Source organism: Bradyrhizobium sp. WBOS08, assembly GCF_024585125.1.
GTDB lineage: Bacteria > Pseudomonadota > Alphaproteobacteria > Rhizobiales > Xanthobacteraceae > Bradyrhizobium > Bradyrhizobium japonicum_B.
In genome coordinates this window covers 3020139-3034297 of record NZ_CP028988.1, presented here as the reverse complement: position 1 = coordinate 3034297, position 14159 = coordinate 3020139, and the positions used below count along the sequence as shown (strand labels likewise).

General features: G+C 64.8%; 13 protein-coding genes. 7 read left to right on the top strand and 6 right to left on the bottom strand.

From position 1 onward, the window contains the following. Nucleotides 1-133: 133 nt before the first annotated feature. From boxC to DCM80_RS14410, 3 genes are all read right to left on the bottom strand, one after another. Nucleotides 134-1822, bottom strand: a complete 1689-nt coding sequence (gene boxC / locus DCM80_RS14420) for a 2,3-epoxybenzoyl-CoA dihydrolase (RefSeq protein ID WP_257197557.1) — start codon at nucleotides 1820-1822, stop codon at nucleotides 134-136. A 133-nt stretch (nucleotides 1823-1955) separates the two neighbouring features. After that, on the bottom strand, nucleotides 1956-2774 hold the full coding sequence (locus DCM80_RS14415) for an alpha/beta fold hydrolase (RefSeq protein ID WP_257197555.1): 819 nt from the start codon (nucleotides 2772-2774) through the stop codon (nucleotides 1956-1958). 82 nt (nucleotides 2775-2856) lie between these two features. Then, a complete protein-coding gene (locus DCM80_RS14410; protein WP_257197554.1) occupies nucleotides 2857-4398 on the bottom strand; it encodes a benzoate-CoA ligase family protein in 1542 nt (513 codons plus the stop codon). Between the two features lie 121 nt (nucleotides 4399-4519). Here DCM80_RS14410 and DCM80_RS14405 point away from each other — a divergent pair, with 121 nt between their 5' ends. The 5 genes from DCM80_RS14405 to DCM80_RS14385 all read left to right on the top strand — a co-directional run bounded on the left by DCM80_RS14405 (nucleotide 4520) and on the right by DCM80_RS14385 (nucleotide 7985). Next, a complete protein-coding gene (locus DCM80_RS14405; RefSeq protein ID WP_257197552.1) occupies nucleotides 4520-5428 on the top strand; it encodes a helix-turn-helix transcriptional regulator in 909 nt (302 codons plus the stop codon). 2 nt (nucleotides 5429-5430) lie between these two features. Continuing rightward, nucleotides 5431-5826: a group II truncated hemoglobin gene (locus DCM80_RS14400; RefSeq protein WP_257197550.1), complete on the top strand. Its 396-nt coding sequence runs from the start codon at nucleotides 5431-5433 to the stop codon at nucleotides 5824-5826. A gap of 94 nt (nucleotides 5827-5920) precedes the next feature. Further along, nucleotides 5921-6601 carry a transglutaminase family protein gene (locus tag DCM80_RS14395; protein WP_257197548.1) on the top strand — a complete coding sequence of 227 codons (681 nt, stop codon included), beginning with the start codon at nucleotides 5921-5923 and terminating at the stop codon, nucleotides 6599-6601. 4 nt (nucleotides 6602-6605) lie between these two features. Then, the gene (locus DCM80_RS14390; protein ID WP_257197547.1) at nucleotides 6606-7433 is read left to right on the top strand and encodes an AraC family transcriptional regulator; all 828 of its coding nucleotides are present in this window, start codon (nucleotides 6606-6608) and stop codon (nucleotides 7431-7433) included. 117 nt (nucleotides 7434-7550) lie between these two features. Beyond that, nucleotides 7551-7985, top strand: a complete 435-nt coding sequence (locus tag DCM80_RS14385; RefSeq protein WP_257197546.1) for a VOC family protein — start codon at nucleotides 7551-7553, stop codon at nucleotides 7983-7985. A 40-nt stretch (nucleotides 7986-8025) separates the two neighbouring features. Here the strand turns inward: DCM80_RS14385 and DCM80_RS14380 are convergent, their stop codons facing one another. Continuing rightward, a complete protein-coding gene (locus DCM80_RS14380; protein WP_257197545.1) occupies nucleotides 8026-8811 on the bottom strand; it encodes an IclR family transcriptional regulator C-terminal domain-containing protein in 786 nt (261 codons plus the stop codon). 112 nt (nucleotides 8812-8923) lie between these two features. On the opposite strand from DCM80_RS14380, the gene DCM80_RS14375 reads away from it, so the two are divergent. Together DCM80_RS14375 and DCM80_RS14370 are read left to right on the top strand one after the other, a co-directional pair. Next, nucleotides 8924-10282 carry an aromatic ring-hydroxylating dioxygenase subunit alpha gene (locus DCM80_RS14375; RefSeq protein ID WP_257197544.1) on the top strand — a complete coding sequence of 453 codons (1359 nt, stop codon included), beginning with the start codon at nucleotides 8924-8926 and terminating at the stop codon, nucleotides 10280-10282. Nucleotides 10283-10411: 129 nt separating this feature from the next. Next, on the top strand, nucleotides 10412-11848 hold the full coding sequence (locus DCM80_RS14370) for a glutamine synthetase family protein (protein ID WP_257197543.1): 1437 nt from the start codon (nucleotides 10412-10414) through the stop codon (nucleotides 11846-11848). Between the two features lie 20 nt (nucleotides 11849-11868). Here DCM80_RS14370 and DCM80_RS14365 read toward each other — a convergent pair whose 3' ends face one another. Together DCM80_RS14365 and DCM80_RS14360 are read right to left on the bottom strand one after the other, a co-directional pair. Beyond that, nucleotides 11869-13179, bottom strand: a complete 1311-nt coding sequence (locus DCM80_RS14365; protein ID WP_257197542.1) for a hypothetical protein — start codon at nucleotides 13177-13179, stop codon at nucleotides 11869-11871. A gap of 102 nt (nucleotides 13180-13281) precedes the next feature. Then, nucleotides 13282-13893, bottom strand: coding sequence for a hypothetical protein (locus DCM80_RS14360; protein ID WP_257197541.1), 612 nt, complete (start codon nucleotides 13891-13893; stop codon nucleotides 13282-13284). Nucleotides 13894-14159 lie beyond the last annotated feature (266 nt).

The window sequence follows — 14159 nt, the reverse complement described above, 5'->3', positions numbered from 1 at the left end:
CGGTCTCGTGTCCCGGACGCAGTGCGGCGCGAAGTGCTGCACTGCTGAGCCGGGACCTATTGTTCGGTCCGTCTGGGTCCCGGTTCTGCGCAGCGGCATTGCATGCCGCAGCGCGCCCGGGACACGATCGTCGCTAGACTCGCGTCATATCGAATTTCGGCTTCTGGCCGCTGCCGTAGCGGCGCAGCGCGCCTTCCTCGCCGACGGCGTTGGGGCGCTGGAAGATCCAGTTCTGCCATGCGGTGAGGCGCGAGAAGATCTTCGATTCCATGGTCTCGGGGCCGACGAAGCGCAGGCTCGCCTCCATGCCGGTGAGGCTGTCGGGCGAGAAGCTGGCGCGCTCCTCGAGGAACACGCGAACCTCGTCGTCCCAATCGATGTCGTCGAGCGCGAAGGTGACGAGGCCGAGCTCCTCGGCCTGCTGGGCGTCGAGGCTGGTGCCGAGCGTCGCTTCCGCGCGCTCGACATCGGAGGGATCGGCCTGGAAGCGCGATTGCAGCCGCGTCAGGCCGTGGCTCATCGGATAGGGGCCGAAATTCATGGCGGACAGCTCGATCGACGGCGGCGGGCGATTGTCGCCCTGGCGCGTGCCGATCAGCATGTAGGAGCGGTCGGCGGCGAACACGAGCTCGGCCAGTGTGCCGGCAAAGCAGGAGCCGGGCTCGACCAGCGTCACCAGCGTGCGCGAGGTGACGTCGATGCGCTTGAGCACGCGCTTCCAGTAATGCCTGATCTCGTTGACCAGCCAGTGCGCCTTGTTGGCTTCGAGGAAGGCGTCGTGCGCGAGCACATGGGCGCGATCGCCATGGCTCTTGAACACCAGCATGGCGATCTCGAGCTCGTTGATGCGCAGATGCAGGATGGCGTCGTCGAGCTCGCGCGCGACTTGCAACGGCCAGAACGCGGCGCCCTGCGCCATCATGCCGTCGATGTCGGCGGGCGGCGCGGCCTCCGGCGCCCTGATCGAGATGGTGGCGATGCGCGCCGCGCGATCGATGTCGACGGTGACGAAGCCGTAGCGGATGCTGTTTTGGTCGATCACGCGCTGGAGCGGCGTCAGCGCGATGCCCTTGCCGCTGCCCGTGCGCGTCGAAGCGGCCGCGAACTCCTTGGCGCGCTCCGCAATCTTGGCCTCGAGCTTGGAGTTCGGCGCGATCTCGTCGACGAGGCGCCATTGCACGGCGCGCTTGCCCTTGACGCCTTCCTCGATGGTGCAGAAGAAATCGGCGTGGTCGCGGCGCACCTTGCGCTTGTCGACGACGCGGGTGAGGCCGCCAGTGCCCGGCAGCACCGCGAGCAGCGGCACTTCGGGCAGCGCCACGGCGGAGGAGCCGTCGTCGGCCAGGATGATGTGGTCGGTCGCAAGCGCGAGCTCATAGCCGCCGCCGGCGGCCGAGCCGTTCACCACGGTGATGAAGCGCTGGCCGGAATTCTCCGAGGAATCTTCCATGCCGTTGCGGGTCTCGTTGGTGAACTTGCAGAAATTGACTTTGTGAGCGTGGGTCGAGCCCGCCAGCATGCGGATATTGGCGCCGGCGCAGAACACGCGGTTCTTGGCCGAGCGCATCACCACGACTTTCACTTCCGGGTGCTCGAAGCGAAGCCGCTGCAGCGCGTCAGCGAGCTCGATATCGACGCCGAGATCGTAGGAATTGAGCTTGAGCAGGTAGCCCTCGAACAGGCCGCCATTCTCGTCGACGTCCATGGTCAGCGTCGCGATGCCGCCCTCGACCGCGAGCTTCCAGTGCTTGTAGCGGGACGGTTCGGTCTGGAAATCGATGAATGTCGCGCCGCCTGCGAGGCGCCGATCTTCCCCGGCCATGGGTCATCCCTGAGCTTGATTATGCATTTTCGCCGCAGCGTTAGATGCACAATAGTGCATATTTTTGAACGCGTCTAGCCCTTAACGGGGCTTACATGCATTTTGTTTCATGCGCAGCCGTTCTTTGCTGCCGTCACGCGGCGCGCCCTTGCAGGCCCTGGTCATCGCGGAGCGCCGCTTGCGCGAATTGCTCGACCGCTTCGAGCGTCGCCGCCGGGGCCTCGCGATGCGGGGAATGTCCTGCGTTTGGGATGACGTTCAAATCGACCGGGCAGTAGCACTCGTCCTCCGCGATCTCGGCCTGACGCAGGGTGCCGTATTGGTCCTCCGCGCCCTGCACGACCATGATGGGGACGCGGATATAGGCCAGGTAGTCCGAGATGTCCCAGTCGCGGAACTTCGGATCGAGCCAGGCGCCGTTCCAGCCGTAGAAGGCGTTGTCGACGTCCTTGTGCCAGCGCGCCAGCTTCGCCTTCAGGTCCGTGGTCTCAAAAGTCGTCTTGATCGCGGCGATGGATTCGATCGAGATGTCCTCGACGATGAAATGCGGCGCGATCAGCACGAGACCGTTCAGGCGATGATCCTGATGCGCCCCGGCATAGATCGTCGCGATCGAGGCGCCGTCGGAATGGCCGAGCAGGAGACCGCGCTTGAAGCCGATCAAGTCGAGCAGTTTCGGCAGCACGTCCAGCGCCTCGCGCTGCATGTAGTCGAGCGGTCGCGGCAGCGCCACCGGGCTCGACTGGCCATAGCCTGCGCGCGAGTAGAGGAAGACGCCGGCGCCGGTCGCCTGCTGCAGCTTCTCCGGGAAATCGCCCCAGAGCCCAACCGAGCCGAGGCCCTCATGCAGCATGACGATGGTCGGCGCATCGGCAGATTGCGGCGCGAGCCATTTGTATTCGAGGCTGGCGCCATCGATGTCGAGGAAGCCGGTGGGGGTGAGATTGGTCATGATTGAAGTCCCATTTCTGCCAAGACCGAGATGCCCACCCCCTCCAGGGGAGGATCAGCAAGCGAGCCCGCTGCCTGCACCATCAATTCGCGCCTTCCCGCAGCTTGAAGCGCTGGATCTTTCCGGTCGCGGTCTTCGGCAGCGAGTCCACCACGTCGATCCAGCGCGGATATTTCCACGGGCCGATCTTGTGCTTGACGTGCTCCTTGAGCGTCTCCTGCAAATCCGTGGTCTTGGCGCCCGGGCGCAGCACCACGAAGGCCTTCGGTTTCAGGAGGCCTTCCGGATCGGCTTCCGGTATCACGGCGGCTTCCAGCACGGCGGGATGCGTGATCAGCGCGCTCTCGACCTCGAACGGTGAGACCCAGATGCCGGAGACCTTGAACATGTCGTCGGCGCGGCCGCAGAAGGTGTAGCGGCCATCCGAGTCGCGGACATATTTGTCGCCGGTGCGGGTCCAGGGCCCCTCGAAGGTGCGGCGGCTCTTGTGGCGCTGATTCCAGTAGCCCTCGCCGGCCGAGGGCGCGTCGACCAGGAGTTCGCCGACCTCGCCGTCGGCGACGTCCTGCCCGGCTTCGTTGACGAGCCGCACCGCATAGCCCGGCACCGGCTTGCCCGAGGAGCCGTATTTGATGTCGCCGGGCGCGTTCGACAGGAAGATGTGCAACAGCTCGGTCGAGCCGACGCCATCGAGGATGTCGACGCCGAACCGCGCCTTCCAGTTGTTGCCGACCGATTCCGGCAGCGCCTCGCCGGCCGAGGTGCAGATGCGCAGGGCCTTGCCGCCGCGCTCGGCCTTCATGGTCTCGTCGTTGAGCATCGCCGCGAACAAGGTCGGCACGCCGTAGAAGATCGAGGGATTGTAGCGGTTCATCAGGTCGAACATGCGCGCCGGCGTCGGCCGCTCGCTGTTGAGGATCACGCTGGCGCCGACCGACATCGGGAAGGTCAGCGCATTGCCGAGGCCATAGGCGAAGAACAGCTTTGCGGCCGACAAGCACACATCGCTCTCGCGGATGCCGAGCACCTGCCGGGCGTAGGTGTCGGCGGTCGCCTGCAAATTGGAATGAATATGGCGCACGCCCTTGGGCATGCCGGTCGAGCCCGACGAGTAGAGCCAGAACGCCGGCTCGTCCGGATGCGTCGCGGCGGTGGTGAACTGGTCGCTCTCGCCGGCGATTTCTTCCGCGAGTTGCTTGTGGCCGTTCTGCTTGGCGCCGGAGACCACGACATGCTCGAGATCCGGCATGCGGCCGACGACGTCCCTGATGACGGGATAGAGCGCCTCGGACACGAACAGCACGCGCGCCCGGCAGTCGGCGAGGATGTAGGCGTATTGGTCCGCCGTCAGCAGCGTGTTGAGCGGCACCGGCACGATGCCGGCGCGGATCGCGCCCAGGAACACGACCGGAAAATCGACCATATCCAGCATGATCATCGCCACACGCTCCTCGCGGCGGACGCCGAGCCGGCGCAGCATGTTGGCGGCACGCCGGGTCTGTTGCTGGAGCTCGCCGTAGGTGAGCCGCGAGACGGTGTCGTCGAAGGCCAGCTTGTTGCCGCGGCCTTCGGCGACATTACGGTCGAGCAGCCAGGTCACCGCGTTGTAGGATCCCTCGCTCACGGACATCTCCCCCGAATTTAGAATTATAATTCATAGAAAGACACCGCGTCGGCTTGCTGTCAATGCCAGCAGGCACTATGTTTCATTAAAACGCGCCGCAGGACCCCTGTAAAGAAGGCTCATGAGCGACAGTCCCGACGCCGAATCCCGCTTCCTCGAACAGCTCGGCCAGCGCGTGCGCACCATGCGCGCGCTGCGCGGCATGTCGCGCAAGGTGCTCGCCAAGGTCTCGGGGATCTCGGAGCGCTACATCGCGCAGCTCGAAAGCGGCAAGGGCAACGTGTCGATCGTGCTGCTGCGCCGCGTCTCCGACGCGATGGGCGCGCATCTCGAAGATTTGCTCCCCTCGGCCGAGCCGACACCGGACTGGCAGATGTTTCGCGATCTCCTGCGCAAGGCGACGCCGGCGCAGATCGCGCAAGCCAAGGATCTGCTCGCCGGGGGCAGCGCTACCGCGCCGCGGCGCGCGCCGTTCTGCGGCATCGCGCTGATCGGCCTGCGCGGCGCCGGCAAGTCGACGCTCGGACGCATGCTGGCCAAGAAGATCGGCTGGAGCTTCGTCGAGCTCAACAAGGAGGTCGAGCAGCAGAACGGGCTCTCGGTCGCCGAGATCATCGCGCTCTACGGCCAGGAGGGCTTTCGCCGCATGGAGCAGGCGGCGCTGCAGCAGCTCTTGGCGCGCAACGAGCTGATGGTGCTGGCGACCGGCGGCGGCATCGTCTCGGAGCCACTGACCTTCGACCAGATCCTGACCTCGTTCTACACGATCTGGCTCAAGGCCGAGCCCGAGGAGCACATGGCCCGCGTGCGCCGTCAGGGCGATCTGCGCCCGATGGCCGACGACCGCTCCGCCATGGCGGAGCTGCGCAACATCCTGCTCAGCCGCGAGCCGCTGTATTCGCGCGCGACCGCGGTGGTGGATACAGCGGGGCTGTCGGTCGATGCGGCCGCGGCACGGCTGATCGATGCGGTGCGCCCGGTGCTGCAGAACGAGGCCCGCAGCTTCGGGCTGCGCAGCGTGGCGCTGTAGAGATGACCTCCACCGACGTCACCACCTCCATGTTCGAGCGGATCGGCGGCAGCGCTGCGATCGAGGCCCTGGTCGATCGCTTCTACGATCGCATGGAGACGCTGCCGGAGGCGAAGGTGATCCGCGCCATGCATGCCGACGACCTCGGCCTGATCAGGGACGTGTTGAAGCGCTATCTCACCGAATGGACCGGCGGACCGCGCCTCTATACCCCCGAGAAGGGTCATCCGCGGCTGCGCCAGCGCCATTTCGGCTTCGCCGTTGGCGACGCCGAGCGCGATGCCTGGATGCTCTGCATGCGCGGCGCGATGGAGGAGACGATCACCGACGCCGCCGCGCGGCAGGATCTCGACAAGGCGCTGTCCGGTCTCGCCGACTGGATGCGCAACCGGCCGTGAGATGGCGGCAGCGCCTCGGCGCAAGTCGAACGCGCACCATGCACCCGTATCGTGTGAATTGAGTTCCGCGGCGATCGCCTGCTAAGCTCGCAATATGACCGACATCCTCCCTGAAACGATCCGCCGCCTCTACACCGATCCCGGCGAGTACATCGACAGCGATCATCCCAGCGTGCAGCAATTCGCGACCGACGCCGTGCGCGCGGATGCCGATACCCGCGAGAAGGCGAGCGTGCTCTACAAGGCGGTGCGCGACGGCATCCGCTACAATCCCTATGTCAGCATGCGCGTCGCCGAGACCTTTCGCGCCTCGAGCGTGCTCGCCGCGGGGCAAGGCTATTGCGTCGGCAAGGCCGCGCTCTATGCCGCCGCCTGCCGCGTCCACGGCATCCCCGCACGGGTCGGCTTTGCCGACGTGAAGAACCATCTCACCACGGAGAAGCTGCGCGCGAGCATGGGCACCGACATCTTCACCTGGCACGGCTTCACCGAGGTGCATGTCGACGGCGCCTGGCGCAAGGCGACGCCGACCTTCAACGACACGCTGTGCGCCAAGGTCGGGGTGGCGCCGCTCGATTTCGACGGCCACACCGACGCGCTGCTGCATCCCTTCGACGGCGCGGGCCGCGCCTACATGCAATACGTCAACGACCGCGGCAGCTATCACGACGTCCCGGCAAAATTCCTGATGCGCGAGATGGCGCGCGATTACGCCAACATGCAGGGCGAGGATCTGTCGGGCCGCGACATGGAGCGCGAAGCGGAGGGGCGCTAGCGCGATGGATGCAGGTCCCGATGTCATCCGTCGATCTGCCTCGCCACGCCTCGCGCGACTGGTCTCCAGCATCTCGTTCTACCGCGAACACGGCCTCGGTCTGGCCGCCTTCCGGCATGCCGCGCCCCTTGCGCTGCCGCTGCTGGTGAATCTGGGATCGCCGTTTCGCATCGCGCTCGGCCACCAGCCGGAGACTGCCGACGCGCGACCGAGCTTCGCAGCAGGGCTCTTTCCCGGGCCGGTCCTGATCGAATCCGACGGCCATGCCGAATGCGTCCAGGTCGATTTCACGCCGCTCGGGGCGTATCGCTTCTTCGGGGGAGCCGTGCCCGATCTGACCGCGCGCATGGTCGGCCTGGACGACATACTGGGACGGGATGCCGAGAACCTCCGCGAAAGAGTGGCCGAGGCGGTCGGCTGGCAGCGGCGATTCGAGATCGTGGAGCAGTTCGTGCTTCGCCGCGCCGTGCACGAGCCCTCGCCGGCGGTGGCCTTCGCGCTGGAGACGCTCTGGCAACGCGCAGGCGCGGTCAGGATCGCCGACATCGCCTCCGACATCGGCTGGAGCCGCAAGCATCTGACGCGCCGCTTCCACAACGAGATCGGCGTTCCGCCAAAGACACTGGCCCAGATGCTGCGCTTTCATCGGGCCTGCGCGCTGGCCCGGATGGACGGCACAGGCGGCTGGGCCGCAATCGCCGCGGACGCAGGCTATGCGGATCAGGCGCATCTTGCCCGGGATTTCCGGATCTTCAGCGGCGAGACGCCGACCACATGGGCCACGCGGCTCGATGTCGTCGATCCGCGCCTGATGCGGGACGGCGGGGGATAGCACCTCGACAGCGCCGGACACGGGCAGGTCCCATTTGTTCAAGCCGGCCGCTCTGATCCGGACTAGCGTCGGCGTCGCAACACGCTTGCCGGGACCTGCACGAACTTGGAGAATGTCATGAACCAGCCGAACGGCCACGAAGCACCGCGCCTCTACCACACCATGCGCTGCAAGGATGCGGAGGCGATGATCGCCTGGCTGAAGAACGTTCTCGGCTTCACTGAACGCGTGGTGTACCGCAAGGAGGGCACGGTCGTTCACGCCGAGCTGGCGTTCGGATCGTCGATCCTCATGCTGGGCTCGCATCGCGACGACGCCTACGCCAAGCAGGTCGGTGACATCGGCGGCCGGCGGACGGACGCCGTCTACCTGGCCGTTGATGATCCCGACGCGCTCTATGAGAAGGTGAAAGCCGCAGGCGCGCCAATCGAGATGGAGCCCTGCACGACCGATTATGGCAGCCGCGATTTCGCCGCGCGCGATCCGGAGGGCGGGCTCTGGAGCTTTGGCACCTATTGGCCCAAGGTCGGTGAACAGCCGCTACCGGGATAGCCTGACGTTCGACCGCAGCCGCGTTCGCGCCGGGACGCAGCTACAAGAGCTGCGAGCGGACGGAGTCCGCCCCCTCCCGCAACAGCGGCAAGAATCTTTCGATCAATTCCTGCGCCGGCACGCGGTCGACATGGGCGCCCATGTTGATGGCGGCGACGATGACGCCGTCGTAACGGCGGATGGGGACCGAGATCGAGCGGAAATGCGGCTCGGCCTCGCGATCGACGAGTGAGTAGCCTTGGGCGCGGTCGGCGGCGATGCGCGCGAGCAGCGCCTTCGGGTCGGTCTGGGTCTGCGGCGTCAGCGCCTCGCGCGCCATCGCCTTCAGGCGCGCGGCAAGATCGGCATCGTCAAGCTGGCCCAGCATGGCGCGGCCGACCGAGGTGCAAAAGGAAGGCAGACCGTAGCCGATCTCCAATCCGCCCGAGAACACCCGCGCCGGGCTGCCCCTCGCAATGAACACGACGTCGTCGCCGTCGAGCACCGCGAGCGAGGAGATCTCGTTCGCCGCGGCCGCGACACGATCGAGCACGGGCTGCAGCACGGCGACGAGCTGGTTGGAGCGCAGGTAGGACGCGGCCAGCGTCAGCACATGCGGGGTCAGCGAGAACAGCCTGCCATCGCCCGAGACATAGCCGCCGCGCTGGAGCGTGAACAGGATGCGCCGTGCGGTGGCGCGCGGCAGATCGGCGGCGCGGGCAAGATCGCTCAGCGTCATAGGACCTGTGTTCGTGCCGAAACATTGCAGCAGGCGCAGGCCGCGATCGAGCGCCTCGACGAAATCCGTCGCGCGCTCCTCGCTCTCGCTCCGCTTCAGCTTGGGCATAGTGATGGGACAATCCTGCAAAATAGTGCTTGCTGCCTTTGCAAGGCATGTCATAATTCGCCCATTCGTTCAATAGGCGAACAATCGCCACTCCACTGAGGACGCGACTGCCATGATGAGCCAGGAGCAGAACGACCTGATCACCCGCACCGGGCCGAAGGATCCCTGCGGCAGACTGATGCGGAGCTATTGGCAGCCGGCGGCGCTGGTGGACGAGCTCGAGGGACCGCGCCCGATCCGCCCGGTCAAGCTGCTCGGCGAGAACCTGGTGCTGTTCCGTGACGAGACCGGACGCTACGGCCTGATGGATCGGCACTGCGCCCATCGCGGCGCCGATCTCGCCTTCGGTCGGTTAGAGGATGGCGGCCTGCGCTGCGCCTTCCATGGCTGGCTGTTCGACGCCACCGGCCAGTGCATCGAGACCCCGGCAGAGCCGAAGGATTCGAAGCTCTGCCAGAACATCCGGCAGCGCTCCTATCCCGTGGTGGAGAAGAGCGGCATCCTCTGGGCCTATCTCGGCGAAGGTGAGCCGCCCGCTTTCCCGGAGCTCGACTGCTTCGTCGCACCCGGCACGCACACCTTTGCGTTCAAGGGCCACATGGCCTGCAACTGGCTGCAGGCGCTGGAGGTCGGCATCGATCCCGCGCACGCCTCCTATCTGCATCGCTTCTTCGAGGACGAGGACACCTCCACCGCCTACGGCAAGCAATTCCGCGGCGCCTCCGCCGGCTCCGACCTGCCGATGACCAAGATCCTGCGCGAGTACGACCGCCCGATCATCAATGTCGAGCATACCGAATATGGCCTGCGCCTGATCGCGCTGCGCGAGATCGACGCGGAGCGCACCCATGTGCGCGTCACCAACCAGCTGTTCCCGCACGGCTTCGTCATCCCCATGAGCACGGAGATGACGATCACGCAATGGCACGTGCCGGTCGATGACGAGAACTGCTACTGGTACGCGATCTTCACCAGCTATTCGAGCCCGGTCGACAAGCGGAAGATGCGCGACCAGCGGCTCGAGCTCTATGAATTGCCGGATTACAAGTCGCGCAAGAACAGTGCCAACGATTACGGCTTCGATCCGCACGAGCAGCAGACCGCGACCTACACCGGCATGGGCACCGACATCAACGTCCACGACCAATGGGCGGTGGAATCGATGGGCGCGATCCAGGACCGCACCAAGGAGCATCTCGGTTCGAGCGACAAGGCGATCGTGCAGTACCGCCGCCTGCTGCGGCAGGAGATCGAGAAGGTCAGGGGCGGCGAGAAGCCGATGCTGTTTCTGGACGAGAGCAGGGCACGCAGCATCCAGGGGCCGGCGACCATGGACGGCATCGGGCCGACCCAGGGTTGGGAGCTCTACTGGATGGAGGTCGACGTCAAGCGCCGCCGTGGCGCCCCTTGGGCCGCACCGGTGCCGAAAGAGATCGCCGACAACGTGCACCGGCTGACGGCGGCGGAGTGACGATCGTGCGCCGCTGCCGTAGGGTGGGCAAAGGCGCAACGCGCCGTGCCCACGATCCTTCCGTTCAATCGAGAGACTCCGTGGGCACGCTTCGCTTTGCCCACCCTACGCAGTTGAGGGGGTGGTGAAGTGACTTTCGTCGCGCGTCATGCGCTGTGGTCGGATGAGCAGAGGGACGCCGCGACGCGCATGCGCCGCATCGTCGAGGAGAGGAATCTCGAGGTCATTCGCCTCGCCTTCCCCGACCAGCACGGCATCCTGCGCGGCAAGACCATCATTGCCTCGGAGGCGATCGCCTCGCTGGAGAGCGGCTGCTCCATCACCACCACCATGCTCGCCAAGGACACCTCGCACCGCACGGTGTTTCCGGTGTTCACCGCGGGCGGCGGCTTCGGCATGAAGGAGATGGAGGGCGCGGCCGACGTGCTGATGGTCGCCGATCCCACCACGTTCCGCGTCTTGCCGTGGGCGCCGGCCACCGGCTGGGTGCTGTGCGACCTCTATTTTGGCGACGGCCGCCCCGTGCCCTTCGCGACGCGCGGGCTCTACAAGCGCGTGCTCGATGAACTCGGCACGCGCGACCACGATTTCGTCGCCGGCCTCGAGGTCGAATTCCACATCTTCAGGCTCGACGATGCGCATATGCGCGCCGAGGATGCCGGCCAGCCCGGCACGCCGCCATCGGTGAGCCTGCTCAGCCAGGGCTATCAATATCTCACCGAGCAACGCTTCGATCAGATGGAGCCGGTGCTGGAGATCCTGCGCCGCGACATCGTCGCGCTCGGGCTGCCCTTGCGCTCGGTCGAGGTCGAGTTCGGACCGAGCCAGTGCGAATTCACCTTCGCGCCGAAGAAGGGGCTGGAGCCTGCCGACAACATGGTGCTGTTTCGCAGCGCCGTGAAGCAGATCGCGCGCCGCCACGGCTACCACGCCACCTTCATGTGCCGGCCTAAGCTGCCGAACGTGTTCGCCAGCGGCTGGCACCTGCACCAGTCGATCGTCTCGCGCGCGAGCGGCGACAACCTGTTCATGACGAAAGACGGCAGCGAGCCGCTCAGCGCGTTCGGCAAGGCCTACCTCGCCGGCCTGCTCGACCACGCCCGCGCCTCGACATTGTTCACCACGCCGACCATCAACGGCTACAAGCGCTACCGCTCCTATTCGCTGGCACCCGACCGCGCGATCTGGGGCCGCGACAACAGGGGCGTGATGATCCGCGTGCTCGGCGGCCCTGGCGATGCCGCAACGCGCCTGGAAAACCGCATCGGCGAGCCGGCAGCGAACCCCTATCTCTACATGGCCTCGCAGATCCTCTCAGGCCTCGACGGCGTCGACCGCAAGCTCGATCCCGGCCCGTCCGCCGACACGCCCTACGAGACCAAGGCGCCGCTACTGCCGAAGAGCTTGCGCGATGCGGTCTCGGCGCTGAAGGACGATCCGTTCTTCCGCGAGAAGCTCGGGGCGGAGTTCGTCGACTATTACACCCACATCAAGAACGCCGAGATCGACCGCTTCCTGTCCGAGGTGACCGATTGGGAGCACCGCGAATATTTCGAGGTGTTTTGAGGGCGCGACCGAGAACTCCACTATTGCAGGGGAGTGAGAGGCATGAAAATACTAACTCTGTCGACCTGCGCCATTAGTCTACCCGGAGTAGAGACGGCGAGTTTCTTGCGCACGGCAACATCCTTGACAAGCTGATTTGCGCCGCCCTTGCGGTGAGACACGACTTTGCTGGTCTGATCAACCGTACCTATCGCAAAACGGTCTCGCCCCGCGCTTGCGATGATCTCTTCCTCGCTGGGAGCCCGGTATCGGGTCAGGCAGCCCCCGGACGACGGCACTGCGTAGGCAAGCTGCGTATCTCCATTGTAGGATAACCGGACTAGTTGAGTGGCAAGGGCCGGCATTCCATGCAATTGGACCGCGCCGTCCGCCGGAATCGCGTCGATCCGTACCGTGCGGACGAGCGGATTGCAGGAGCCGGAGCGTGGATATTCCTGAACGACCCGGCGCGGCCGTTCAAGCACCTCGCCTTGCTGGTAAATCCGGTCGATCGTGAGCCCTTGTGCATTCGCAATCCTGATCTCGCGAGCAACGAGGTCAGCGCCTGTGACCGGAGACGGATCGAACGCGAACACTTTCGTGATGCGCGGTCCCATAGGCTTGTTTGCGAGTGCGGCAAGCTGGGCCAGACCCGCCCCCAGCGAATGGCCCGTCGACACGATTTGTGGCTTGAAGCGCGCTCGCTTGTAACAGTCGAGTTGCTTGATCGAGCCGATGATGCCGTCGATATTGCGACTAAGCTGGTGATAATAGTCGTCAAAGAGACCTCCACCAAGCGGATGGGCATTTGAGGCCCAATCCGACCAAGCCGTGGTCGAGCCACGGAACGCGATGCTCACTTCAGTGCAAGGACTGCCATCTCCGCGCGGAGACCGGCTACGGGTCCAGACATGAAACGCCGGGCCTCCGCTGACCCGTAACCAGTTCCTCGCCCGGTATGCGGCTTGGCATTCGCCGTCGGATGGATCATGGCAAGTTAGATAAGAGTCGCTTCCAAATTGATACTGCCAGGATCGGAACGCCTGCCGGCCCCGCGCTTTGGACTTGTCGTCCGCAAAGACATTCTGGATGGCGTAGGTTACGTCTGCGCCGTATCCGTCCTGGTCCGGGCTAGCCCGCCTAATATCAAGCTCGGTGACAGGCAAATAGGCCGCCGCGGCCTGAATGGCGTAGGGCGTATAATACTTTGCGTAATTGTAAACCAATGAAGCCTTGACCAGCAGCTCGGGCCCGGAATCCGACTGCGCCACAGCCGACCGAACGGGAGCCGTTAATACCAATGCAGCAATCGCGCAGAGACTCAGGAGACGAGCCCTAAATTTCGGGCGCATTAATACCCCCTCTATCCGCAATCTAAAGCTGTATTAGATCATATCTGCCGGCCGACGGCAATCCGCCCTCCACACCAGCAAATGCGAACGACTGTCTCAGAGCTATTGCAAGGGAACGCTTCGCCGATCACCGTCGCTCTGCGTGAAGCGTTGCAGCATTGCGGCGACGACCACGAAAAAAAACAGTGCGGCGACTGCAAATGGCAAGCCGTCACGCACTGCACTCACCAGCCGGACGGCCTCGTGAGCGGCATCGCCAACCGCCCCACCGTAGATGGGACACCCCGGTGGCACCCCGCCTTCGTTCGGACTGCATTTGAGATTTGCAAGAGGCCCGATCGAGAGCATCGGTGCAATGTAGGGCAAGAACGAAAATATTAAGGTCAAGCTGAGCGCCATCAAGAGGCGGCTTGAGAGCCGCGCCCAACCCAAGAGGATCGCTCCATAGCATGCCACGAGCCAAACCGCGACAACTCCGGCCGCAAACCATTTTCCAATGTAGATCGCGGCAAACAGACCCGCCCGAATAAAATCGCTGACCGGACGCGTCCCAATCAGGCAAACGGCTTCCGACCCGGCGCTACAGCCGGTTGCCTGCGCGTAGGCGCTCACTACGGCGATCATGATTTCGGGGAGAAACGGGACCAGGACAAATAAGAGCAAGGCGCTCCGCCAGATCCGTCGCCTTGGGCCTTCCTTGGATTGCGCGTTCATGCCCATAATGCCGAGTGAAATCACAACAAGTGCCTACGCTCTTTCTCGGTTGTAGAAAACGTATTTCTTGGCTCGATCGACCAAAAGCTGTGGCCTCAGGAACGAAGTCCATCGTTCGGCGAACCGCAGGCCTTCGCTGCCGTGCTTCGCAAGAAGTTTCCTCAACTTCGTGAGGCGATTTTGCTTCGGTGGTTCTGACGAAATTGATGCCTTCCGCCATGAAGCCATTCTCTTCCCGGCGAAAGCACCCCAAAAAACTGGTCTAC

Bases quoted from the DNA above. Each gene is read 5' to 3' on its own strand.
- boxC (WP_257197557.1), bottom strand. From the start codon at position 1,822: ATGGCCGGGGAAGATCGGCGCCTCGCAGGCGGCGCGACATTCATCGAT.
- DCM80_RS14415 (WP_257197555.1), bottom strand. From the start codon at position 2,774: ATGACCAATCTCACCCCCACCGGCTTCCTCGACATCGATGGCGCCAGC.
- DCM80_RS14405 (WP_257197552.1), top strand. From the start codon at position 4,520: ATGAGCGACAGTCCCGACGCCGAATCCCGCTTCCTCGAACAGCTCGGC.
- DCM80_RS14400 (WP_257197550.1), top strand. From the start codon at position 5,431: ATGACCTCCACCGACGTCACCACCTCCATGTTCGAGCGGATCGGCGGC.
- DCM80_RS14395 (WP_257197548.1), top strand. From the start codon at position 5,921: ATGACCGACATCCTCCCTGAAACGATCCGCCGCCTCTACACCGATCCC.
- DCM80_RS14390 (WP_257197547.1), top strand. From the start codon at position 6,606: ATGGATGCAGGTCCCGATGTCATCCGTCGATCTGCCTCGCCACGCCTC.
- DCM80_RS14385 (WP_257197546.1), top strand. From the start codon at position 7,551: ATGAACCAGCCGAACGGCCACGAAGCACCGCGCCTCTACCACACCATG.
- DCM80_RS14380 (WP_257197545.1), bottom strand. From the start codon at position 8,811: ATGCCCAAGCTGAAGCGGAGCGAGAGCGAGGAGCGCGCGACGGATTTC.
- DCM80_RS14375 (WP_257197544.1), top strand. From the start codon at position 8,924: ATGATGAGCCAGGAGCAGAACGACCTGATCACCCGCACCGGGCCGAAG.
- DCM80_RS14365 (WP_257197542.1), bottom strand. From the start codon at position 13,179: ATGCGCCCGAAATTTAGGGCTCGTCTCCTGAGTCTCTGCGCGATTGCT.
- DCM80_RS14360 (WP_257197541.1), bottom strand. From the start codon at position 13,893: ATGAACGCGCAATCCAAGGAAGGCCCAAGGCGACGGATCTGGCGGAGC.